Annotated in this window: 15 protein-coding genes and 1 pseudogene; 7 read left to right on the top strand and 9 right to left on the bottom strand. The window is 74.4% G+C overall.

Annotated elements, in window-relative coordinates:
- Positions 1 to 298 precede the first annotated feature (298 nt).
- Positions 299 to 760 carry a hypothetical protein gene (locus tag ACWD4U_RS30820; RefSeq protein ID WP_363460824.1) on the top strand — a complete coding sequence of 154 codons (462 nt, stop codon included), beginning with the start codon at positions 299 to 301 and terminating at the stop codon, positions 758 to 760.
- Between the two features lie 6 nt (positions 761 to 766).
- Here the strand turns inward: ACWD4U_RS30820 and ACWD4U_RS30815 are convergent, their stop codons facing one another.
- Entirely contained in the window at positions 767 to 1,366 is a 600-nt protein-coding gene (locus ACWD4U_RS30815; protein ID WP_363460822.1) for a hypothetical protein, read from the bottom strand.
- Positions 1,367 to 1,368: 2 nt separating this feature from the next.
- Complete coding sequence (locus ACWD4U_RS30810) at positions 1,369 to 3,168, bottom strand: serine/threonine-protein kinase (protein WP_363460820.1); 1,800 nt, start codon at positions 3,166 to 3,168, stop codon at positions 1,369 to 1,371.
- A gap of 217 nt (positions 3,169 to 3,385) precedes the next feature.
- Between ACWD4U_RS30810 and ACWD4U_RS30805 the strand changes: the two genes are divergently transcribed.
- Complete coding sequence (locus ACWD4U_RS30805; RefSeq protein WP_363460818.1) at positions 3,386 to 4,069, top strand: hypothetical protein; 684 nt, start codon at positions 3,386 to 3,388, stop codon at positions 4,067 to 4,069.
- Positions 4,070 to 4,159: 90 nt separating this feature from the next.
- On the opposite strand, the gene ACWD4U_RS30800 is transcribed toward ACWD4U_RS30805, so the two are convergent.
- Positions 4,160 to 5,284, bottom strand: a complete 1,125-nt coding sequence (locus ACWD4U_RS30800; protein WP_449787356.1) for a chitinase — start codon at positions 5,282 to 5,284, stop codon at positions 4,160 to 4,162.
- A gap of 90 nt (positions 5,285 to 5,374) precedes the next feature.
- Positions 5,375 to 5,878, bottom strand: a pseudogene (locus ACWD4U_RS30795) (carbohydrate binding domain-containing protein); the annotation flags it as partial.
- Between the two features lie 247 nt (positions 5,879 to 6,125).
- Here ACWD4U_RS30795 and ACWD4U_RS30790 point away from each other — a divergent pair.
- A complete protein-coding gene (locus tag ACWD4U_RS30790; protein ID WP_363460816.1) occupies positions 6,126 to 6,518 on the top strand; it encodes a DUF427 domain-containing protein in 393 nt (130 codons plus the stop codon).
- A gap of 63 nt (positions 6,519 to 6,581) precedes the next feature.
- Here the strand turns inward: ACWD4U_RS30790 and ACWD4U_RS30785 are convergent, their stop codons facing one another.
- A complete protein-coding gene (locus tag ACWD4U_RS30785; RefSeq protein ID WP_363460814.1) occupies positions 6,582 to 7,337 on the bottom strand; it encodes a thioesterase II family protein in 756 nt (251 codons plus the stop codon).
- A gap of 680 nt (positions 7,338 to 8,017) precedes the next feature.
- Between ACWD4U_RS30785 and ACWD4U_RS30780 the strand changes: the two genes are divergently transcribed.
- Positions 8,018 to 13,246 carry an acyltransferase domain-containing protein gene (locus ACWD4U_RS30780; protein ID WP_363460812.1) on the top strand — a complete coding sequence of 1,743 codons (5,229 nt, stop codon included), beginning with the start codon at positions 8,018 to 8,020 and terminating at the stop codon, positions 13,244 to 13,246.
- A complete protein-coding gene (locus ACWD4U_RS30775) occupies positions 13,243 to 15,882 on the top strand; it encodes an AAA family ATPase (protein ID WP_363460810.1) in 2,640 nt (879 codons plus the stop codon). The genes ACWD4U_RS30780 and ACWD4U_RS30775 overlap by 4 nt, the downstream gene beginning before the upstream one ends.
- A 62-nt stretch (positions 15,883 to 15,944) precedes the next feature.
- On the opposite strand, the gene ACWD4U_RS30770 is transcribed toward ACWD4U_RS30775, so the two are convergent.
- The 4 genes from ACWD4U_RS30770 to ACWD4U_RS30755 form a co-directional block, all read right to left on the bottom strand.
- A complete protein-coding gene (locus tag ACWD4U_RS30770) occupies positions 15,945 to 16,418 on the bottom strand; it encodes a MarR family winged helix-turn-helix transcriptional regulator (protein ID WP_363460808.1) in 474 nt (157 codons plus the stop codon).
- Positions 16,419 to 16,635: 217 nt separating this feature from the next.
- Positions 16,636 to 16,851, bottom strand: coding sequence for a ferredoxin (locus tag ACWD4U_RS30765; RefSeq protein WP_363460806.1), 216 nt, complete (start codon positions 16,849 to 16,851; stop codon positions 16,636 to 16,638).
- The gene (locus ACWD4U_RS30760) at positions 16,848 to 18,059 is read right to left on the bottom strand and encodes a cytochrome P450 (RefSeq protein WP_363460804.1); all 1,212 of its coding nucleotides are present in this window, start codon (positions 18,057 to 18,059) and stop codon (positions 16,848 to 16,850) included. Before ACWD4U_RS30760 ends, ACWD4U_RS30765 begins: the two co-directional genes overlap by 4 nt.
- Before the next feature lie 79 nt (positions 18,060 to 18,138).
- Entirely contained in the window at positions 18,139 to 18,513 is a 375-nt protein-coding gene (locus ACWD4U_RS30755) for a cupin domain-containing protein (protein WP_363460802.1), read from the bottom strand.
- A 192-nt stretch (positions 18,514 to 18,705) separates the two neighbouring features.
- On the opposite strand from ACWD4U_RS30755, the gene ACWD4U_RS30750 reads away from it, so the two are divergent.
- Together ACWD4U_RS30750 and ACWD4U_RS30745 are read left to right on the top strand one after the other, a co-directional pair.
- Complete coding sequence (locus ACWD4U_RS30750; RefSeq protein ID WP_363460800.1) at positions 18,706 to 20,283, top strand: DHA2 family efflux MFS transporter permease subunit; 1,578 nt, start codon at positions 18,706 to 18,708, stop codon at positions 20,281 to 20,283.
- 413 nt (positions 20,284 to 20,696) lie between these two features.
- Complete coding sequence (locus tag ACWD4U_RS30745; protein ID WP_363460798.1) at positions 20,697 to 23,987, top strand: type I polyketide synthase; 3,291 nt, start codon at positions 20,697 to 20,699, stop codon at positions 23,985 to 23,987.
- Positions 23,988 to 24,005: the final 18 nt, after the last annotated feature.

The following is a 24,005-nucleotide window of genomic DNA, read 5'->3' as shown; positions in this document are numbered from 1 at the left end:
TGCAGAAGTCCTTCGACCTCTCGGCCTTCGCCGGCCAGACCGTCACGGTGAAGTTCACCGGCACCGAGGACTCCTCGCTCAAGACCAGCTTCGTGGTCGACGACACCGCGCTCAACGTCTCCTGACGCAGCGTCGCTGAACCGGTGCCGGAAGGACCCCTCGGTCCTTCCGGCACCGCCGCGTCCGGGCCCGCAGCCGTCGGGCTCGGACGCCGGATCGTGGATCCGATCGGGCCGCCACCACGTCTGATCCGCACCGGCCGATGAACGGGCCGCTCGACCCACCATGGAGACCCGCCATGAGGACGCCGTCCCCGAAGACCACCGCCGCACTCGGCTGCGCCGCGCTCGCCCTGGTGGCGCTGACCGGGTGCGGCTCGACCGCGACGTCCGCGCCCGGCACGTCCGCGGCCGGGAGCACCGCGGCCACCGCCGGGCGCACCGTCGCGCTGGACGAGAGCGCCGACCGCACCCGGATCACGGTCGGCCCCGGCACCACCGTCCGGGTCGACCTGCACAGCACCTACTGGTCGGCGGTGACCAGCAGCGCTCCCGACCGGCTCGCCCCCGCGGGCGCCCCCGCCACCTCCGCCTCGCCGTCCTGCCGCCCGGGCGCCGGCTGCGGGACGGTCACCACCGCCTTCACCGCCCTGGCCGCCGGATCGGCCCGGCTGACCGCCCAGCGGACCAGCTGCGGCGAGGCCAAGCCCTGCCCGCCCGACCAGCAGACCTTCACCGTCGACGTGGAGGTCACACCGTAGGCGGCGTCAGCCGGCGTGCGGCGGGCCCAGGTAGGGGAAGTCGGGCAGCAGGTCGGTGTGCTGGCCGATGTGGTCGGTGGGGACCTTGCCCCCGGTGAGCATGGACAGCCGGGCGGAGGTCACGTCGTCGATCAGGGTCCGGCCGTTGGGGTACGCGGCGGGCCGGCTGCGGTCGAAGCGCAGGACGTCCGGCAGGACGGTGCGCAGGGCGTGCTCGGCGGCGGCCGGCTCGTAGTCGCCGAAGTGCCGCAGCACAGCGGTCCACGGTTCGCGGTAGGCGGCCCAGTCGTCGGCGGGCTCGCCGGCGTTGTACGCGTCCTTGACGTCCTCGGCGTTGAAGTAGGCGGTCAGCGACGGGTGGGCGCCGCGGTCGACCGGGACGTCGGTGAGGATCGCGTCGCCGGTGGCCTCGTGCGAGCGCGCCGCGGCGCCGGTGGCCCGGCGGACGGTGACGGACTGCCGGCCGCCGGCGGGCGGGGAGAAGACGAAGCCGAAGGCCACGTCCGGGTGGAAGGCCTCGCCGCCGGTCGGGGCGATCGGGCTCACGTTCTTCGACGCCCGGCCGACCCGCGGCACGGAGGCTCGGCGGGATCGGTCGGACTTCATCGTCAGTCGGACTTCATCACCTTGAGCACCTTGCCGGTGGCGCCCGCGGTGAGGTAGCCGCCGCCGTTGTACTCGTCCGACAGGTAGTACCGGATGGTGATCTCGTCGGCGAACCACCCGTAGTCCACGATCAGGTAGCGCGACTTGGGGGTGGCGACGCCGAGCTCGGTCTGGGCCTTGGCCATCACGGTCGGGATCTGGTTCCAGTCGATCTTGGTGAGGTCGACCGGCTTGTCGGTGCTGCTGACGGTGCCGCCGGGTCTGCTGGTGACCTTGCCGCCGCGGTAGTCGACCTGGTCCCAGTGCTTCGGGTTGTCCTTGGTCAGCACCTTGGCGCTGGCGAAGTCCGGATAGATCGTCATCTCGGTGATGGTGGCGTTGCCGGTCGACGAGCGGATCGAGTCGACCATGCCGCGGGCGCCGTCCGGGGTGAGCAGGTCCTTGCCGGTCCCGGTCGCGGGCGGCGCGGCCTTCGGGGTGCCGGCGGGGGTGGTGCCGCCCGCGGGGTCCGTGCCGGTGGCGGCCGGGCCGGTGCCGGCGGTGCCCGTCACCGGCGGGGTGGAGCCGGCGGTGGCGTGGCTGCCGGGGTCCAGCCAGCCGTGGCTGAGCGACCAGGCCAGCAGGCCGACCGCCACCACGCCGGCCACCGCCGCCGCCAGCACCGGGCCGGTGCGCTTGCGCGGAGGGCGCAGCGGCAGCACCGTCGGCGCCCACGGCTGGTGGCCGCCGGCCGTCGGCGCACCGCTGGGGTAGCCCCCGGTCGGGTACCCGCCCATGGCGTGCCCGCCGGTGGGGTGGCCGTCCGGCGTGAACCCGCCCGTGGGGTAACCGGGCCCGGGCACCCGGTCCTGCGGGCCGGTGGGGTGGGGCAGGGCGCTGCCGAACTGAGTGGGCCGGTACGGGGCGGCGTCGTTCAGCTGGGTGGGCGAGAACGCCGAGCCGCCGCCGAGGGTGCCGTCGATGCCCTGCTCGGCCGCGGCGAACAGCCGGTCGAGCTGGTCGGCGTCGGGCCGGGCGGCGGGGTCGCGGGCCAGCAGCGCGATCAGCGTGGGCCCGAGCGGACCGGAGCGCACCGGCGGCGGGAGCGGCTCGTCCAGGACGGCGGCCAGGGTCGCGATGGTGGTGCCGCGGCGCAGCGGGTGGTGGCCCTCCACGGCGACGTACAGCATCATGCCGAGCGACCAGAGGTCGGAGGAGGGGTTGCCCTCGTGGCCGCGGATCCGCTCGGGGGCGATGAACTCGGGCGAGCCGATCAGGGCGCCGGTGGCGGTCAGGCTGGTCGACTCGCTGAGTGCGGCGATGCCGAAGTCGGTCAGCACCGGGGTGCCGTCGGCGCGGATCAGGACGTTGGCCGGCTTCACGTCGCGGTGGTGGATTCCGGCGGCGTGGGCGGCCCGCAGCGCGGAGAGCACGCCCCGGCCGATCCGGGCGGCCTCCTCCGGGGAGAGCGCGCCGCGCGCGAGGCGGTCGGACAGCGAGCCGCCGGTGACCAGCTCCATCACCAGCCAGGGGTGCGGGAGTTCGGCGGTGTCCACGATGTGGTAGATGATCACCACGTTGGGGTGCTGGAGCCGGGCCAGCGCCTGGGCCTCGCGCAGCACCCGCTCGCGCAGCTCGTAGGCCGCGGCGGGGTCGGCGGCGAGCATCGCCGGGTCCGGCGGGCGGACCTCCTTGAGCGCCACCTCGCGTTGCAGCACGGTGTCCCGGGCCCGCCAGACCAGTCCCATGCCGCCGCCGCCGAGTCGCTCCAGCAGCTCGAAGCGGCCGTCGACGAGCGGTGCGCCCGGCCCCCCAGTAGTCATGGCGGTCATCGTAGGGGCTCCGGAGGACAGCTCTCGACCCGGTGATCGGGGGCCGTCACTCTGTCACCGTCCGGTCTCACCGGTGTCCGGAATCGCGACACCGGCCGGATCGCGGAGCCCGCGCCCCTATCGTCCTGCTGACGGGCCGACAGCCCGCCGCCGCACCACACGGGTTCAGCAGCCCGTCGGCACCACCACCACACCAGGGGGCTCCACCTTGACCAGACGTCAGCCGCTCACCGCCCGCGTCCTGCTCGCCTCCGCCGCGCTGGCCGCGACGCTCGCCCTCGCCGCGTGCGACCCCGAGGACCCGGCCGGCGACGCGGCCTCATCCCCCGCGTCCGGCCCGGCGTCCACGGCCGCCGCCACCGGCCCGGCCCCGAAGAGCCCGGCCGCCACCTCGCCGGCCGCCGCCTCGCCCGCGGCCGGCGGCAAGCGCACCCTGGTCGAGGCGCGCACCGCCGGCGGCCTGACCCGGACCACCGGGGACGGCCAGCTGTCCGACGTCCCGGTCGACCCGGGCGACATGCGCGACGGCATGCACCTGGTGGCCGCCAACTACGACCGGGCCGGGCAGGGCTCCGGGCGCCGGGTGCTGTTCGTCGGCGTCGACAACGTCCCGGAGGAGCCGAGCAAGCGGCGCGAGCACCTGTGGCGCGGCCTGGTCGACTACGCCCTCGGCACCGGCTCCAGCGGCAGCCCGACCACCGCCGAGCCGTACCCGGCGGGTCCGCTCGGCGGCGACCTCGAGTGCCTGAGCCTGCCGGAGTCCACCGGCCCGACCGACGTGCTGTGCGGCTGGGTCGACTCCTCCACCGCGGCCGTCGCGCTGTTCCCGCACACCACCCCGGCCGAGGCGGCGCGGCTGTTCGCCGCGATGCGCGCCGACCTGGAGCACTGACGCCGGCCCGGGTCGCGGCGCCCGGCCGGGAACGACCGCGCCCCGGGTACGGCCGAGGCCGTACCCGGGGCGCGGGGTGCTGACGGTAGGTCAGCGGCCCTGGAGGGACTTGACGTTGTCGCCGAAGGTCCAGCCCTTCGAGCCGTCCCAGTTGATCGACCAGGTCATCAGGCCCTTCAGCTGGCCGCTGAAGGAGTTGTACGCCTGGCTGACCAGGCTCGGCGCCATGTAGCCGCCGCCCGCGCCGGACTGGGCCGGCAGGCCGGGGACCTGCTTGTCGTAGGGGACCTTGATGGTGGTGCCCTGGATGACCAGGCCGTTGTTCAGGCAGGTGGTCTGCGTGGTGAAGCCCTGGACGGTGCCGGCCGAGTAGGAGTCGCCGGAGCAGCCGTACATGCTGCCGTTGTAGTACTGCATGTTGAGCCACCACAGGCGGCCGTTGTCGACGTACTTCTTGATGATGGGGAGGTAGGCGCCCCAGATCGAGCCGTAGGTGACGCTGCCGCCGGTGACGTACGCGGTCTCCGGGGCCATGGTGAGGCCGAAGCCGGCCGGCATCTGGGCGAGCACGCCGTCGATGATGCGGATCAGGTTCGACTGGGAGGCCGAGAGCGTGCCGATCGAGCCGCTGCCGGACAGGCCGGTCTCGATGTCGATGTCGATGCCGTCGAAGTTGTACTTCTTCAGGATCGGGACGACGGTCGCCACGAACTTGTCGGCGACGGTGCTGGAGCTGAGGTCGATGCCCGCGGCGGCGCCGCCGATCGACATCAGCAGCGTCGCGCCGGCCGCCTTGGCCTGGCACATCTCGGCGGGGGTGGAGACCTTGACGCCGGCGTCCATGCCGTCCTGCCAGAGCACGGTGCCGTCGGACAGGATCACCGGGAAGGCGGCGTTGATGACGTTGTAGCCGTGCGCGGCGATCCGGCTGTCCGTGATCGGGACCCAGCCCATGCCCGGGTGGACGCCGTTGGAGGCGCCGTCCCAGTTCTCCCAGTAGCCCTGCAGCACCTTGCCGGCCGGACGGGGCTTGGTGGCGCAGGTGTCGCCGCCGGTGGAGCTGGCGGACGGGCTGGCGGAGGTCGAGGGGCTGGCCGACGTCGACGGGCTGCTGGAGGTGGACGGGCTCGCGGAGGCCGACGGGCTGGTGCTGGTCGACGGGCTGGCGGAGGTGGACGGGCTGGGGCTGGTGCCGCCGGGGCCGCTGAGCGACAGGTCGTCCGCGTAGTAGGTGGGCTGCCCGTACCAGCCGTGCACGAAGACGGTCACCGAGGTGGTGCTCGCGCCGGTGCTGAAGGCGACGCTGAGCTGGCCGTACGACGCGTTGTTCGGCGTCCAGGTGGACGACGAGACGCCGGTGCCGGTGACGCCCAGGTAGACGTAGCTGCCCTGGACGTAAGCGCTCAGCGTGTACTGGGAGTTGGGCTGCACGCTGATGGTCTGCGAGCACTCGGCGGTGTCCGAGCCGGTCGGCACGGCCTTGAGCGCGCCGGCGCCGGCGTGCACCGGACTGGCGACGACCGAGCCGGAGCCGCCGGTGCAGCTCCAGCCGGAGAGTCCGCTCTCGAAGCCGGGGTTGGCGACCAGGTTGGTGGTGGCGGCCCCGGCGGTGACCGAGCCGGCCACGGCGACGCCGGTGGCGATCACCGCGACGGCGCTCACCCCGGCGAGCGCGCGCTTGAGGACGGACGGCTCGGGCCGGACGGTGTCGGCCCGGTGGAGCTGCGGTGCGCGCTGCACGGCGGCCCGCTGCACAGCGGGGCGGGCGTCGCCCGATGGGCTGGCGGTACGCGACCTTCGACGGAACATACGGCGTTCCCTTCCCGCCGAGCGTCATGGACATGACCGACGCGTGGGGGCGTGACGCCCGGCTTGGGTGAGGTGGGGGCATGTGGGGGATGTACCGGACCGGATCGTAGGAGGGGCGGCAAGGCGCGTCAATAGGTCTGGACCAATCGCGAGGGGTGCGGCCCGACCGCGCAAGGGAGGGCATCGACCCGCTCGCCCCGATGACGGAGAATGCAGCGAACGCACCGACCAGCAGAGGGAGTTCTTCGTGTCGAGCCCCGCCCGCGCCCACCGGGTGCAGACCGTCCGCGGTTCCGTGACCGTGACCGTCGAGATCGACGGCACCGTCGTCGCCAAGTCCAGCCGGCCCGTCGTCCTGTTCGAGGCGGGGCTGCCGGTCCGCTACTACCTGCCGCCGGGCGACGTCGACCTGGCGCTCTTCGCGCCGACCGACACCCGGACCACCTGCCCCTTCAAGGGCGAGGCCCACTACTGGGCGTACCGCGGCCCGGACGGCACCGTCGAGGACCGGCCCGACGTGGCCTGGTCCTACCCCGACCCGCTCGACGCCGCCGCGGACATCGCCGGCCACCTGTCGTTCTACGACACCCGGGCCCGGATCACCGTCGAGGGCGACACCCCCGCGCCGCCCGCGGCCTGATCATCGGTCAACGCGACTGGGCCGCAACGGAGTTCCGGTGCGGCCCAGGGCGCGTCGGCGGCGTCAGGCGCGGGACAGCCGGGCAGTGACGGAGGCCAGGATCGGAGCCTGGTGGTGGGCCAGGAAGAAGTGGCCGCCGGCGTAGGTGTCCAGGGCGAACGGGCCCGAGGTGTGCTCGGCCCAGGCGCGGGCGTCGGCGTCGGTGACCATCGGGTCCTGGTCGCCGGTGAGGACGTGGACGGGGCAGGTCAGCGGGGCGCCGGGGCGGTAGCGGTAGGTCTCGGCGGCCTTGTAGTCGCTGCGCACGGCGGGAAGCGTCAGCTCCAGCAGCTCGGGGTCGTCCAGCACCGGCGCGTAGGTGCCGCCCAGCACCCGGAGCCGGGCGGCGAGTTCGGCGTCGGTGCCCTGGTGGACGGTGCCGCCCGCGGGCAGGCGGGACGGGGCGGCGCGGCCCGAGGCGAACAGCGCCAGCGGGACGGCGCCCGCCTCCTCCAGCAGGCGGGCGACCTCGAACGCGAGGGTCGCGCCCATGCTGTGGCCGAACAGGGCCAGCCCGTCCTCGGCGTACGGCAGCAGCAGCGGCACGATCCGGTCGGCGAGCGCGTCGAGGCTCTCCAGCCGGGGCTCGGCGAGCCGGTCCTGCCGGCCGGGGTACTGGACGGCGAGCACCTCGCAGTGCGGGGCGAGGGCGCGGGCCATCGGGACGTAGAAGGTGGCGCTGCCGCCGGCGTGCGGCAGGCAGACGAGCTTCGGTGCGCCCGGCTCGGCGGTGGCGTAGCGGCGTATCCAGAGGTCGGCGGTGCTGACGGTGCTGGTCACGGTGGTTCGGTCCTTCCACAACGCGTCGGACGGGCGGGCGGGGGAATTCGACGAGCCGGGGGAATTCGCCGCGGCTGTTTTTGCCGAATGCTAACAGTCGCCCCGGGGAACGGTAGGGCTCCCGGCGCCGCGGGGTACCGGGCGGAGGCCGCCGGGCGGTTCCGGCCGCACGGGTGCAACCGTATCCGCACGTGTCGGCCGCGTATCGGGCGTGTTTCCGCCGCGTGTTCGGCTCCGCGTTCCGGCGCCCGTATTAACCGGGTCGATATTGGCACCTTCCGGTCCGTTCGGGCCGCTGGAACGACCGTTCCGACCCGCGCGATCGGCCCCCGCGGACGCCGCACCACCGGCACCGTCCGTAACGCGGCCGTCATCCTGCGCTCCGACCGGACCGGCCCGCGCCTGCGGTTGTGTCCCCTACTCCCCTACCCCGCCCGCTAGTTGACCATGGAGCGGCGGCGCGGCGCGGACGGCCCCCGAGAGCCTCGCGAGGGCTTCGCCAGGAATGTCGGATATGGCCAGCCTCAAATCGGAGGACAGGAGTCAAGTTCCTTGACTCCGCCCGTCGGGCACGGCTAGGATGAGGTTCAAACATTCTCTGTAATATTATCGCAATATTGAGATACATATCGCTTCACTGGACATCTGCGGGGGTAATTTCAGTGTTGGCCACGGGAAGTTTGACTTCTGATTCTCTCGTCGCGGAAATACGCAGAGTCCTGTCCGAGCTGGTCGGGTGCGCCGTCGAGGACGTATCCGACGACGAGCAGTTCGTGCGGCAGGGCCTCGATTCGCTGAAGGCGACCCGGATGATCGCGACCCTCGCGGAGCTGCTGGACCGCCCGCTGTCGCCCGCCGTCGCCTGGGCGCACCCGACGATCACTTCGCTCGCGGCGCATCTGCTGGACGACGCGGCGCCCGCGACCCGCACCCGGGGAGCCGCTCGCACCACCCCGGTCCCGGCCGCGAGCGAGCCGATCGCGGTGGTCGGCATCGGCTGCCGCTTCCCGCAGGCCGACGGCGTGGACGCGTACTGGGAGCTGCTGCGCAGCGGCACCGACGCGGTGCGGGCCGCGGCGGAGCGCACGGGGCAGGACGTCCGGGACGGGCTCCCGCAGTCGGTGCTGAACCGGATGCCCACCGAGGCCGGCTACCTCGACCGGCCCGGCGACGAGTTCGACCCGCTGTTCTTCGGCATCTCCCCGCGCGAGGCGGCCGAGATGGACCCGCAGCAGCGGCTCTTCCTGGAGGTCGCCTGGGAGGCGCTGGAGAGCGCCGGGGTCTCCGCGAGCGAACTGGCCGGCAGCCGCACCGGCGTGTTCGCCGGCGCGATCTGGCACGACTACGCCGACCTGCGCCCCGGCCCGCTCACCTCGCACTCGGCCACCGGCCAGGCGCTCAACATGATCGCCAACCGGCTCTCGTACGTCCTGGGCCTGCGCGGCCCGAGCGTCACCGTCGACACCGCCTGCTCCTCCTCGCTGCTCGCGGTCCACCTCGCCTGCCAGAGCATCTGGTCCGGCGAGTCCACGATCGCCGTCGCGGGCGGGGTGAACCTGCTGCTCAGCGCCGACACCATGGTGGCGCTCACGCTGTTCGGCGGACTCGCCCAGGACGGGCGCTGCAAGGCCTTCGACGCGAGCGGCGACGGCTTCGGCCGCGGCGAGGGCTGCGGCGTCGTCGTCCTCAAGCCGCTGTCGCGCGCGCTCGCCGACGGCGACGACGTCTGGTGCACCATCCGCGGCTCGGCGACCAACAACGACGGCCTGAGCAACGGCCTCACCGCCCCCAACCCGGTCGCCCAGGAGGAGGTGCTGCGCGCCGCCTACGAGCGGGCCGGGGTCGCGCCGGGCGAGGTGCACTTCGTGGAGACCCACGGCACCGGCACCGCGCTGGGCGACCCGATCGAGGCCAGCGCGCTCGGCGCGGTCTTCGCCGAGGACCGCGCCTTCGCCGAGGACCGCTCCGCGCAGCTCGTGCTCGGCTCGGTGAAGACCAACATCGGGCACCTGGAGGGCGCGGCCGGCATCGCCGGGCTGATCAAGACCGCCCTGGTGCTGCGCCACCGCGCGGTGCCGCCGAACCTGCACTTCCGCGACCCGAACCCGCACATCGACTTCGACGGCCTCGGCCTGCGCGTGCCCACCGAACTGGAGGAGTGGCCGGCCGACCGGCGCGCCCTGGCCGGCGTCAGCTCGTTCGGGTGGGGCGGCACCAACGTCCACGTGGTGCTGGAGGGCCGCGACGAGCCGCAGCCGTGGGACTGGTCCGCGCTGGACGGCCCGGCCGCCGCCGCGTCCGACCGCAAGGTCGCGTTCGTCTGCTCCCCGCACGGCCACCAGTGGTTCGGCATGGCCCGCGCGATGCTGCGCACCGAACCGGTGTTCCGCGCCGCGCTCGAGCGCTGCGACGCCGAGCTGCAGCCGTACACCGGCTGGTCGCTGCTGCAGGAACTGCACGTCGACGAGGACCGGACCCGCTGGGACGACGTCTCGGTCACCCAGCCGGTGCTGTTCGCGATCCAGGTCGCGCTGGCCGAGTGGCTGGAGGCGGGCGGCGTCCGCCCGGACGCCGTGACCGGGCACAGCCTGGGCGAGATCGCCGCCGCCGTCATCGCGGGCATCCTCGACCTGCCGGACGCCGTCCGGCTGGTGCACCACTACAGCCGGCTGCAGGCCGTGATCTCCGGCCGCGGCGGCGGCATGGCCATCGTCGACCGGTCCGCCGCCGACCTGGCCCGCTTCACCGCGGACGGCCGGGTGGTGGTCGCCGCCCGCAACGGGCCGCGCTCCACCGTGCTGGCCGGCGAGGTGACCGCCCTCGAGGCGGCGCTCGCCGAGCTCAAGGCCGACGGCGTGCTCGGCGCGATGGTCAAGGTCGGCCTGCCCGCGCACAGCGCGGCCATCGACGAGATCCTTCCGGAGCTGGCGGCGTCCACCGAGGGCATCCGGCCCCGGCCGGGCCGCATCCCGATGTACTCCACCGTCACCGGCCGCCCGATCGACTGGCGGGAGGTCACCGGCGCGTACTTCTGCCGGAACCTGCGCGAGCAGGTCGTGCTCGCCGACGCCGTGGCCGCGCTGCTGGAGGACGGCCACAGCGTCCTGGTGGAGCTCAGCGCCACCCCGGTGCTGACCGCCGGACTGGAGCAGTGCGTCGCCGACTCCGGCCGCGAGGCCGTGGTGCTCGGGACCATGCTGCGCGCCGCCGACGACCGGCAGGGCGCCGCCGAGACGCTCGCCGCGCTGCACGCGCTCGGCCTGCCGGCCGCCCGGCCGGGCCACGGGGCGGACCGCGCCGAGCTGTTCACGGTCTCCGCCCGCTCCGCGGCCGCCCTGCGCGAGCTCGCCGACCGCACCGCCGACCGGGTCGCGGACGCCGCCGGCACCGGCCTGGCCGACCTCTGCCGGGCCGCCGCCCCGCGCGCCGAACACCCACACCGGCTGGCCGTGGTGGCCCGCTCCACCGCCGAGCTGGCCGAGCGGCTGCGCGCCGCCGAGCCGGCCCCCGTCGGCGTCGACAGCCGGGCCGGCGTGGCCTTCGTCTTCCCCGGCCAGGGCTCGCAGTGGATCGGCATGGGCACCGAACTGCTCGCCGCCGAGCCGGTGTTCCACGCCGCGATCCGGGAGATCGACGCCGCGGCCCGCGCCTACCTGGACTGGTCGATCCTCGCCGAGCTGCAGGCCGGCGAGGACACCTCCCGGATGGACCGGATCGACGTGATCCAGCCGGTCATCTTCGCCGTCCAGGTCGCGCTGGCCGCGCTCTGGCGGTCCTGGGGCGTCGTCCCGAGCGCCGTCGTCGGGCACAGCATGGGCGAGATCGCCGCCTCCCACGTGGCGGGCGCGCTCTCGCTGGACGACGCGCTGCGCGTCATCTGCCTGCGCAGCGGCCTGATGCGCCGCGCCAGCGGGCAGGGCGCGATGCTCGCCGTCGAGCTCACCATGGAGCAGGCCGAGGAGGTCACCGCGCCGTACGCCGACACGGTGTCGATCGCGGTGAGCAACAGCGCCCGCTCGACCGTGCTGTCCGGCGGCCTGCCGGCGCTGGAGGCGATCGAGGCGCAGCTGAAGGAGGCCGGCACCTTCTGCCGCCGGGTGAAGGTGGACGTCGCCTCGCACAGCCCGCAGATGGACCCGCTGCGCGAGGACCTGCTCGACGCGCTGGCGCCGGTCGCGCCGCGGGTCGCGGCCGTGCCGATCTGGTCCACCGTCACCGGCCGGGTCAGCGACGGTTCCGACATGACGGCCGAGTACTGGGTCGACAACCTGCGCAAGCCGGTGCTCTTCGGCCGGCAGGTCGACCGGTTGATCGAGTCCGGCACCCGGGTGTTCGCCGAGATGAGCCCGCACCCGATCCTGCTGCCCGCCGTGGAGCAGGTGGCGATGGACCGGAGCGTGCCGGTCGCGGTGGTGCCCTCGCTGCGGCGCAACGAGGGCGAGCGGGAGACCCTGCTCGGCTCGGTCGGCCGGCTGTACACCGCCGGCCTGCCGCTCGACCTCGGCCTGGTGCGCGGCGCCGCGCTGCACGGCGCCCGGCTGCCGTCCTACCCGTGGCAGCGGCAACGGCTCTGGTACGAGGCGGTCGCCGCCTCCGGCGCGGCCCGCTCGGCCGCCCGGGGCGGGCTGCTCGGCGAGCGGCTGGACTCGGCCGTCGAGCCGGGCACCCACTACTGGCAGACCACCTACGACCGGACCACGATCGGCGCGCACGACCACGTGATCGGCGGGGAGGCCGTGCTGCCCGGCGCCGCGGTGGTCGAACTGGCGCTCGCGGTGGCGGAGCAGGTGCGCCCCGGCCGCGAGCACGCCGTCACCGGGCTGCGTTTCGTGGAGCCGCTGCGGCTCGACGAGGACGGCGGCCGGCAGGTGCAGGCGGTGCTGGTCGAGCACGAGAGCGCCGACGACCTGCGGGTCTTCGCGCGGTTCGGCACCGAGCAGGTGTGCGTCGCCGCCGCCCTGCTGGAGCCGGTCGGCGCGGCGGAGCCCGCCCCGCTCGACCTGGCGGCGGCCGGCGGCCGGCTGCCCCGGACGATGGACGGCGCCGCGTTCTACGCCTCGCTCGCCGAGCGCGGGCTGGCCTACGGCCCCGCCTACCGGGCCGTCACCGAGGTGCGCTTCGGGGCGGACGAGGCGCTGGCCCGGCTCGCGGTGCCGGCCGAGTCGCCGGCCGCCGCGCAGTTCCGGGTGGCGCCCGCGTTGCTCGACGGCGCCATCCAGGCCGCCCTCGCGCCGGTCCTCGCGGCCGCCGACGGCGGGTTCGTCAGCACCGGCGTGGAGCGGGTCGTGGTGCACGCGCGGCCGACCGACGAGTGCTGGGCGCACGCCACCGTCCGGCCCGCGCCGGACGTCCCGGAGGGGCTGCTGGCCGACGTGTCGATCGTCGGCGCCGACGGCCGGGTGTTCGTCCGGGTGTCCGGCGTCGCGATCAGCCGGATGCGGCTGCGGGTCGCCGAGGCGGCCGCCGAGCAGGCCGACGCCGCCGACCTGCGCTCCGAACTGGACGCGCTGCTGGCCGTCGAGGACGAGGCGAAGCGCCGCGAGCTGCTGGCGGAGCTGGTCACCGACTGCGTCGCCGGGGTCACCCGGGTGCCGGCGGCCTCCGTCGCGCCCGACAGCCCGATGCGCTCGCTCGGCGTCGACTCCGTGATGTCGCTGGAGCTGCGCAACCGGCTGGAGCGCCGGTTCGGGCTGCGGCTCGCGGCGACGGTGATCTGGAACTACCCGACCGTCCAGGAGCTCTCCGCCTTCCTGTACGGGCAGTTGACGCCCGATCAGGCCGCCGAGGAGCCGGCCCGCCCGGCCGCCGCGCCGGCCCCGGTGGCCGAGGCCCGCGCCGACGAGGGCAGCCCCGAGGACGCGCTCCAGGCCGAGCTGGCCGAACTGGCGAAGATGCTGGAGGAGCTGTGAAGCTCGCCGCGGAGGAGCCCGACCTAACGGGCCGCCCGGGCGAACGCCGGCTCTCCGCCGAGCAGTTCGCCGCCGTCTACAACTCGACGGCGCAGGGCCGCAGCCGGGCGGTGCTGGTCACCGGCCCGGTCGCCAGCGGCAAGACCGAGCTGGTGCAGGACCTGCTGCGCCGGGCCCGGGACGCCGGGGCGCTGGTCCTGGAGGCGGTCGGCCTGCCCGTCACCCGCACCTACCAGCTGGGCGTGCTGCGGCAGTTGATGCAGGCCCTGCCCACCGAGCAGACCGGCCCGCTGCGGGCACTGCTGACCACGGTCCCGGGTCCCGCCGTGGACCCGCTGCCGCAGCCGGAGTTCGCCCGGGTCGCGGTGGCCTTCCGGGATGCCGTCCAGGCGGTGGCCGGGCGGACCCCGGTGGTGCTGTGCGTCGACGACATCCAGTACGCCGACACCGCCTCGCTGGAGGTGGTCACCGCGCTGCGCGGCTGGGGCCTGGCGCGGGTGCTGTCGGTGCTGGTCGAGCGGACCGGCTCCGGGGCGGGCGTCGCCGCCGTCCACCGGAGCCTGGCCCGCGAGCAGGACGTGCTGCGCCTGCCGCTCGGCATGCTCTGCGAGCGCGGCACCGCCGCCCTGATCGCCCGTCACCTCGGCGAGCCGGCCGGCGAGCGGCTGGCGCACCACTGGCACTCCGCCACCGGCGGCAACCCGGTGCTGCTCAACGCCCTGCTGGACGAGGCGGGTTGGACCGAGCCGGCGTGTCCGGAGCCGCCCACCGGGGTGGTGTTCGCGCGCAGCGTCATGCACTGCCTGTTCCGGGCCGAACCCGCGGTGCTCCGGGTGGCGCAGGTGCTGGCGGTGCTCGGCGGCCGCCCGACCGCCTGGCTGGTGGGCCGGCTGCTCGGCGTCTCGGTGGAGCACGCCGAGCACGGGATCGGCGCCCTCACCGCGATGGGCCTGGCCGCCGACGGCCGGCTGCGGCACCCCGCGATCGCCGCGGCGGTACGGGGCAGCATGCCGCCCGAGTCGCTCGGCGAACTGCGGCTGCGGGCCGCCCGGATGCGCTACAACGACGGCGCGCACGGCACCGAGGTCGCCGAGCTGATCGAGGCCGCGGGCGGCGCCCACGGCGAGTGGGCCGTGCACGTGCTGCGCGAGGCGGCCGCCACGTGCCTGGACGCCGACGACTGCGAGCAGGCCGTGCGCTACCTCCGGCTGGCGGAGCAGGCGTGCGAGAACCGGCAGCAGCGGACCGAGGTGACCGCGGCGCTGGCTCGCGCCACCTGGCGGCTCGACCCGCAGCGGGCCGTGCGGTACGTCCCGGAGCTCGTCGCAATGGCGCAGCAGGGTCGGCTGCGCCCGGCGGACTCGCTCACCCTGGTCGAGTACCTGCTGTGGTGGGGGCGGCCCGAGGAGGCCCTCGACGTGCTGGTGGGCGCCGCCGGCGAGCCCGACCCGGTCGACGACGACGGCCGGAGCCGGCCGCAGGCGGTCTGCCCGTGGCTGCGCCGCCTGTACCCGCTGCTACCGACCGTGGACCCGCGCCTCGGCGGCGCGGCGCCGCCGCCCGCGGACGGGCAGTCGCTGCTGCTGGCCCACGCGGAGAGCGTGCTGCAGCCGGGCCTGTGGGACGACGAGTCGGCGATCTGCGTGGTCGCCGCGGTGCTCACCACCGCCTTCGCGGGCCGGCTGGATGACGCCGAGCGTCTGCTGGCCCGGCTGGCCGGGCGGCCGACCAGCCGCTCCGGCCCGACCCTGCAAGCGGTCGTCGCGGCGGGCACCGGGCAGGTCGCACTGCGTCGGGGCCTGCCGGAGGCGGCCGAGCGGCACGCCCGGGAGGCCCTCGACGGGATCTCGTACGAGGGCTGGGGCGTCATGCTGGGCGGTCCGCTCTCCACGCTGGTCGCCGCGCTGACCGCGCAGGGCAAGCTGGCCGAGGCCCGGGCCTTCCTGGAGGTCCCGCTGCCGCAGCGGGCGCTGTGCAGCCTGGCGGGCCCGCACGTGTTACTGGCGCGGGCCCGCTACCACCTGGCGGCGGGTCAGGTGAAGGTCGCGCTGGCCGACTTCACCCGCTGCGGCGAGCTGCTCGGGCACTGGAAGTCGGTGGCCGGTCCCGCGCTGCCGTGGCGTGACGGCGCGGCGGACGCGCTGCTGCGGCTGGGGCGGTCCGCGGAGGCGGGCCGGCTGCTGGACGCCCGGCCCGCGGTGCCGGAGGGCGGTGTGCCGGCCCAGCGGACGGGCGCCGCGGCGGGGGCGGCGGTCTCGCCGCGTCCGCTGCCGGGCCGGCGGGCCCTGCCGGGCCACCGGAGCGTGCCGACCCGGCGGATGCCGGGGCAGGCCGCGAGCGAGCCGGAGCGCCTGCCGTCGGCCGCGGTGCCCATGCCCGTGCCCGTGCCGGTGGCGGCGGGCGACCCGGAGCGGCCGGGCGGGCGGGACGGGGTCCTCGAGTCGGCCGGGCGGCTCAGCCGGGCCGAGCTGCGGGTGGCCGCGCTGGCGCAGGCGGGGCAGAGCAACCGGGAGATCGCCCAGGAGCTGCACGTCACGGTGAGCACGGTGGAGCAGCACCTGACCCGGATCTACCGGAAGCTGGGGATCCCCGGGCGGGCGCGGCTGATCCGGATGGCCGCGGCGGCGGCGCGGTAGTGGCGACGCGGTGACGGCGGCGCGCCCGGGCGGGCGCGCCGCCGTCACCAGAGCGGTCGCAGTTACCAGAGCGGTCGCAGGGGCGGGATCTCGTCGCCGGCGAAGTACCTGATCAGCCGGGCGAGTTCACGGCGGAGTTCGGCCATGTCGGCGGCGCCGAGGTCGGCCGCGAGCTTGCCTTCGAGATCGGCCAGGACGTGGCCGGCCACCGCGAGGTGGAGCCGGGCGGAGTCCGTCATGACCACCAGCTTGCGGCGGCCGCCGTCGGGGTGCGGCAGGCGTTCCACGTAGCCGCGTTCCTCGAGGAAGTCGATGATCTGGCCGGTGGCCTGCTTGGTCACGCCCAGCTTGGTGGCGAGCTCGGTGTTGGTCGCCCCGTCCTGGCCGAGGATCTGGAACAGCATGCCGTGCACCGGCCGGAGTTCGGTGGAGGTGAGCGTGTTGACGCGGCCCACGAACTCGGCGTGCAAAAGCTGGAAGGCCATGCCGAGCAGAAAGGTCAGCTCGGCACCGGCCAGCGGATCCTCCGTCTGCATGTGTTCGTCCTCTTACGAAGTCCCCACGGATGCCATGGGGGGCATCCCGGTCCGAATCCTCGCACGTGACGACGCCTCAGACGTTCCGGTCGCCGGCGCCACACCGTCCGTGGGGACCGGCGGGCCTGCGGTGGTGCCACTTGCGGTCCGGCGGCCGCCGCCGTCTGCCGCGCCGCGGGGCACGGAGGGCGACGGCGTTCCGCCGGACCGAGGCAGTCTACGCGCCGTCGAGGGTGACGACCGATCCCGGGCAGAGCTGGGCCGCGGTGCGGGCGCCGACCAGGAGGTCCGGGCCGGGCTCGGGGTCGAGCACGACGATGAAGCCGTCGTCGTCCTGGTCGAACAGCTCGGGCGCGGTCATGACGCACTGGCCGGACCCGACGCAGCGGGTGCGGTCGACGCTGATCCGGACGCTCCCGGCCGGGGCGGTCACCAGGTCACCGGGAGGGCGCTGATGCCGTACAGGGCGGTCTTGTCGCGGAACGGCAGGTCGTCGACGTCGACGGCGAGCTTGAGGCCGGGGATGCGCTCGAAGACGGTCTTGTAGACGATCTCCAGCTCCAGGCGGGCCAGGTTCGCGCCGAGGCAGGCGTGCGCGCCGTGGCCGAAGGCCAGGTGCTGGCGGGCCTCGGGGCGCTCCAGGTCGAGGACCTCCGGGTCCGGGAAGACCTCGGGGTCGAAGTTGGCCGCGCCGAGCAGCGCGAACAGGCCGTCGCCCGCGGGCACCACGGTGCCGTCCAGGTCGACGTCCTCGGTCAGCGAGCGCGCGGTGATCATGTCCGCGATGGACAGGTAGCGCAGCAGCTCCTCGGTGGCCTTCGTCGCCAGCGACGGGTCGGCGACCAGCTTGGCCAGCTGCTCCGGGTTGTCGAACAGGGCCGCGAAGCCGAGCGCGATCATGCTGGTGGTGGTCTCGTGGCCGGCGATCAGCAGACCCAGCGCGGTGCTGATGACCCGCTCGCGGTCGTAGATGCCCTCGTCCTGGTAGCGCTTGACCAGGCGGCTGAGCAGGTCGTCGCCCGGCTCGGCCTCGCGGCCGGCGATCTTCGCGTCGAGGAACACCCGCAGGTCGTTGATGGCCATGCCGATGTCCATCGGCGTGCTCTCCTCCGCGAACACCCGGTTGCTGGCGTCGTAGAAGATGTCGCGCTCCTCGTAGGAGACGCCGAGCAGCTCGCAGATGACCAGGGTCGGCACCGGACGGGCCAGCAGGTCGACCAGGTCGACCGGGCCGTCCTGCTCCAGCATCCGGTCGATGCAGTCGTCGACGATCCGCTGGATGTCGGGGCGCATCGCCTGGACCCGGCGCACGGTGAACTCGTTGATGATCAGGCGGCGGTGGAGCGCGTGCTCCTCGCCGTCCTGGACGATCAGCGGGCGGGAGGAGGGCTGCAGGAACGCCGGCGGGATCGGGACCAGGCTGGGGTTGCCGGGCAGGGTGCGGTCGGAGCTGATCCGGGGGTCGGCGAGTGCCTTGCGGACCAGGTCGTACCGGGTGATGATCCACGGCGTCGAGCCGTCCACCCGGGTGACCTGGGAGACCGGCTCGGTCTCGCGCAGCCCCGCGTACTCGGTGGGGAGCTGGAACGGGCACTTGCGGACCATCGGGAACGCCGGGTGCTGACCGACGACTTCAGTCATGATCAAGATCCTCTGCTGGTCTGTCTTCGGGATCACGGGGCCGGGGGCCGGGAGTCCCCGGCCCCGTGCGCTCTGGGCCTTACGCGGCCCAGGGCAGCGGCAGGCGGGCGTCGTTGCCCGGCAGGGCAGCGGTGCCGCCGGGGACCATCGCGACCAGGGCCTGGGCCTGCTCGTCGACGGCGCGGAAGGTACGGGTCACGTCGGCCGGAACGAGGATCGCCTGGCCGGTCTTGACCAGGGAGGTCTCCTCGCCGACGACGAACTCGAAGGTGCCGGCGATCGGCATCCAGACCTGGTCGCGGTCGATCAGGTGCACCGGAGCGTCCGTGCCGGGCTCCATGACGACGCGCCAGGTGCTGACCTGCTCGCTGCCCTGGCTCGGTCCGGCGAGGCCGGCCGCGAGGCCGGCGGGGTTGCGGGTGGTGCGCTCTTCGGTTTCCGAGATGACGCGCATGGTTCCTCTTCCATTCAAGCGATGTGGCCAAGAGAACGCCCGGACGAGCGTTCGTGTCTACCCCAGAAAATCCGTCGGGGTGCGGACTCGCGATGGGTTGACGCTAGCAAGCAAAGCAGCTTTACTCGCTGGAGTAAAGCCCCTTTACTACCCCAGTGAAGACCACCCCTCAGGCCGACCCGAGGACAGACCATGAATAACGAGACGAGCCCGGGCCGCCGCCGGGCGATCCTGCTTGTACTGGCGCTCAGCGTCCTGGTGGTGGTCATGGACATGACCATCCTCAACGTGGCACTGAGCACCATCCAGCGCGACTTCGACGCCTCGACCGCCGACCTGCAGTGGTCGATGGACTCCTACCTGATCACCTTCGCGGCGTTCATCTTCACCGGCGGCGTGCTCGCCGACCGGTTCGGCCGCCGCTCGATCGTCATCGCCAGCCTCGCGGTCTTCGGCGGCGCCTCGCTGCTCGCCGCGATGGCCGGGTCGATCGGCGAACTGGTGGCCTGGCGTGCCCTGATGGGCATCGGAGCCGCCGCCGTCCCGACCGTGTCGCTGGCCATCCTGATGGTGGTCTTCCCGCCCGCCGAGCGCCCGAAGGCGATCGCCGCCTGGGCCGCCTCCGCCGGTGTCGGCACCATGATCGGCCCGATCGTCGGCGGCCTGCTGCTGCAGGAGTTCTACTGGGGCTCGGTGCTGCTGATCAACGTGCCGCTGGCCATCGCGGCCGTGGTCGCCGTCGCCCTCCTGGTGCCGGAGTCCCGCAACCCCAACCCGGGCAGCTTCGACCCGATCGGCGTGCTGGTCTCCATCGCGGCCGTCGGCACCCTGGTGTACGGCATCGTCCAGGGCGGCGAGGACTCCTGGCTGGCCTTCGGCACCCTCGGCCCGATCGCCGGCGGCCTGCTGCTGGTGGTCCTGCTGGTGCTCTTCGAGCGCCGGGTCTCGACCCCCGCGCTCGACCTCAGCCTGCTCAAGCTCGGCCGCTACTCCTCCGGCACCAGCGCCATCGCGCTGGCCTTCTTCGCCCTGCTGGGCGGCATCTTCGTGATGTCGATCTACCTGCAGGCGGTGCTCGGCCTCTCCCCCGCCAAGGCCGGCCTGATGATGGTGCCGATGGGCCTGGCGGCCTTCCTGATCTCCTTCCGACTGCCCAAGCTGGCCATGAAGTTCGGCCCGCGCAACGTGGTCGCCGCCGGCACGACGCTGATGGCCGTGGCGATGCTGGTCTTCGCCGCGCTCGACGCCGACGGCCCGCTCTGGCTGGTCGCCGTCGGCCAGGTCGCGCTGGGCCTCGGCTGGGGCTGCGTGATGGCGCCGGCCACCGGCGCGCTGATGTCGGTCGTCCCGCCGGTCAAGATGGGCGCGGGCCAGGCGGTGTCCAACACCGTCCGCCAGGTGGCCGGCGCGCTCGGCGTCGCCGTCATCGGCTCCGTGGTCAGCGCGGTCTACCGCTCCTCGCTCGGCGACAAGGCCTCCGCACTGCCCGCCAACCTGGCCGACAAGGCCCGCGAGTCGGTCGGCGGCGCCCTGGAGGCCCTGCGGGCCGGCGGGAACGCGCTCGGCGGCGCGGACGCCCAGAGGATCAAGGACGCGGCCTTCGACGCCCACGTCACCGGCATGCACGCCGCCCTGCTGGTCTGCGCCGGCTTCGCGGTGCTCGCCTGCGTCGTCGCCATGCGCGGCCTGCCGGCCAGCGTCCCGCCGCCGCCCGGCGCCCCCACCCCGCCGCCGGCCCCGAAGCCGGCCGAGGAGGCCACCGCCGCCTAGGCGGCGCCCACCCGATGACCCGGCTGCCCCGCGCAGCCATCCCAGCCCGGACCCCCGCCGGGCGAGCGGCGACCGCCGCGGCCCCTCCCCGGGCCGCGGCGGTCGCCGCTTTTCGCGCCTTCCGGAGCCGCCGCCGCGCGCCCGGGTATTCGATCACCGCGTCGCGTCCGGACTTCCGGAGCAGTTCCATCCGATTGTGTCGGTATTCCGTCGCCCGATACCTGGGAAATTCCTCGTAGGGGTCCCCTTAAAAAGCCCGATTAGGGGTGGCCCCCGTACTTCCGGACTGGGGTTGACCGGCCGCCGTGGCCGCGGGTTAGCCTTTCGAGGAATTCCTGATATCGCAGCCGTTCCGACTCCATTGATGTCCGGCTGCCGATCTCCCCAGTCCGTTCGGACCGACAGGTGGCCAGATGACGACCGAGGCGCTGACGACTGCCCTGACCGCGGTGCGGGACCTTCGTGCCAAGGTCGTGGCCCTGGAGCAGGCGAGACGCGAGCCGATCGCGATCACCGGGATCGGCTGCCGGCTGCCCGGCGAGGTGTCCGGCCCCGCGGACCTGTGGCGCCTGCTCGTCGACGGCGTGGACGCGATCACCGAGATCCCGGCGTCCCGTTGGGACAACTCCCGGTACTACCACGAGGATCGCGAGGTGCCCGGCCGGATGACCGCCCGGCACGGCGGCTTCCTTTCCGGCGCCGAGGAATTCGACCCCTACTTCTTCGGCATTTCGCCGCGCGAGGCCCAGGACATGGACCCGCAGCAGCGGCTGTTCCTGGAAGTTGCCTGGGAGGCCGTCGAGGACGCCGGCCTGACCCTGCCGGCGCTGCAGGGCACCGACGCCGGCGTGTTCGTCGCCGCGAACGCCTGCGACTTCCTGCAGATGCAGCTGCGCCGGCGCGAGCGGATCGGCACCTACACCTCGATCGGCGCCGCCAACTCGCTGATCCCCAACCGGCTCTCGTACCTGCTGGACCTGCACGGCCCCAGCCTGACGATCGACTCGGCCTGCTCCGCCTCGCTGGTCGCCGTCCACCTCGCGGCGCAGAGCCTGCGCGCCGGGGAGTGCCCGGTGGCCGTGGTCGGCGGCATGAACCTGATGCTGTCGCCCGCCACCACCATGGGCTTCTCGAAGATAGGCGCGCTGGCCGAGGACGGCCGCTGCAAGACCTTCGACTCCCGCGCCGACGGCTACGTGCGCGGCGAGGGCGTCATCGCGATCGTGCTGAAGCGGCTGTCGGACGCGGTCGCCGACGGCGACCGGATCTGGGCGGTGCTGGCCGGGTCCGCGGTCAACCAGGACGGTCTGACCAACGGCGTCACCGCGCCGAACGGGCTCTCGCAGCGCAACGTGATCCGCCGGGCGCTGGCCAACGCCCGGATCGAGCCGCACCAGGTGACCCTGGTCGAGGCGCACGGCACCGGCACCGCGCTCGGCGACCCGATCGAGGTCGAGGCGCTGAGCGAGGCGTACGGCCGGCCCGCCGGCGACGGCGACCCCGGCTGCGCGATCGGCTCGATCAAGACCAACATCGGCCACCTGGAGGCCGGTTCGGGCCTGGCCGGGCTGGTCAAGGCGGCGCTCAGCGTCCACCACCGGGCGATCACCCCGAACCTGCACTTCACCGAGCTGAACCCGTACATCGAGCTGGACGGCACCCGGCTGTTCATCCCCACCGCCACCGCGGAGTGGGACGTGCCGGACGACCGGCGCTACGCCGCCGTCAGCGCGTTCGGCGCCGGCGGCACCAACGCGCACGTGATCCTCGGCCCGGCCCCGGCGCCCGCCGAGGCCCCGGCGCCGCCCGCCCCCGGACCGGTGGCGCTCTCCGTCACCGCCCGCACCGCCGACGAGGTCGGCCGGATGGCCGCGGCCCACCGCGACCACCTGCTCTCCCCCGCCGGGCGCTCCGCCGCGCTGCGCGACATCGCCGCCACCGCGGCGCTGCGCCGCACCGCGCACCCGCACCGGCTGGCCGTGGTCGCCGACTCGCACGAGCAGGCCGCCGCCCGGCTGACCGCCTGGCTGGACGGCGAGCACCCGGCGGGCGTGGTCACCGGCCGGGTGGCGAGCCCCGCCGTCAAGCGCCGCACCGCGTTCCTGTTCGCCGGGCACGGCACCCAACGCCTGGGCATGGGGCGGCAGTTGATGGGCGAGTGCGAGGTGTTCCGGGCCGCCGTGCAGGCCTGCGACGAGGCGATCCGGCACTGGCAGGGCGAGTCGGTGATCGAGCGGATCCACCGCACCGACCTGGACGCCCTCCCCGACGACCTGACGCTCATTCAGCCCGCGCTGTTCGCGGTCGGGGTCGGCCTCGCCGCCCGCTGGCGCTCGCTCGGCATCGAGCCCGACGTCGTCGCGGGGCACAGCATGGGCGAGATCACCGCGGCCTGCGTCGCGGGCGCGCTCTCACTGGAGGACGCCGCCCAGATCATCACCCTGCGCTCGCGGCTGCTGACCCGCCTGCAGGGGTCCGGCTCGCTGATGGTGGTGGGCCTGCCGCTGGACGAGGCGGACGCGCTGCTGGACGGCGTCCGCGACGTGGTCTCGGTCGCGGTCAGCAACAGCCCGACCTCCACCGTCCTGTCCGGCGACACCGCGGTGCTCACCGCGCTCGGCGAGCAGCTGGCCGCGCGCCGGGTCTTCCACCGCCTGATGAAGAACTCGGTGCCCGGCCACGGCCCCAGCGTCGACCGGCTGCGCGAGGACCTGCTCGACGGCCTGGCCGACCTGACCCCGCGCTCGGCGAGCGTCCCGATCCTGTCCACCACCACCGGCGCGTACATCGACGGCTCCTGCCTGGACGCCGAGTACTGGTACGAGAACCTGCGCCGGCCGGTGCTGTTCTGGCCCACCGTCCGCTCGCTGGTGGAGCAGGGCCACGACACCTTCGTCGAGGTCAGCCCGCACCCGCTGCTGCTGTCCGCGGTCGAGCAGGCCTTCGAGGAGGCCGGGCGCGAGGGCCTCGGCCTGGCGTCGATGCGCCGTGAGGAGCCCGAGTCGGAGGCGATGCTCACCGGGCTCGCCGCGCTGCACGCGCACGGCCACCCGGTCCCGCCGGAGCTGCTGGCGGGACCGGTCGGAACGCCCGTCCCGCTGCCCTCCTACACCTGGCGGCACGAGCGCTTCCCGCTGCCGCCGGTCATGGACCTGGACGACGACGACCCGGCCGCGCCGGTCCCGGCCGCCGCCCCCGCGGCCGCCGAACGGCCCGCGGACCCGGAGCCCGCCGCGGCGCCGACCGCCGACCCGGCGGCGCTGCCCGCCGACGCGGGCGAGCTCGCCGAGCTGGTGCGCACCACCGTCGCCGAGGCGGTCGCCCGCGAACTCGGTTTCGACCTCGCGCAGCTCGACCCGACCGCCGGGTTCTTCCAGCTCGGCATGGACTCGATCATGGCGGTGCGGATCAAGCGCCGGCTGGAGGACGTCCTGCACTGCCGGCTGGCGACCCCGGCGATGTTCGAGCACCCGACCGTCGACGCGCTCACCGCCCACCTGCTCGACCTGGTCGGCCGGCCCGCGAACGACGCGGACGACCGGCCGGCCCTCGGCCCGGACCCGGCCGCCCCCCGCACCACCCCCGAACCCGCCTCCCCGGCGCAGCCGGACGCGTCCCTGGACGAGGCCTCGGAGAGCGAACTGCTGGCGATCCTGGCCGGCGAGCTCGGCTCCGCCTCCCAGAGCACGGACATCGGCAAGTGACCCGTACCGAACCGACCA

It is taken from the genome of Kitasatospora sp. NPDC002522 (assembly GCF_053595195.1).
Note: the sequence above shows the minus strand (reverse complement) of the source record. Positions and strands in the feature narration are given on the sequence as shown.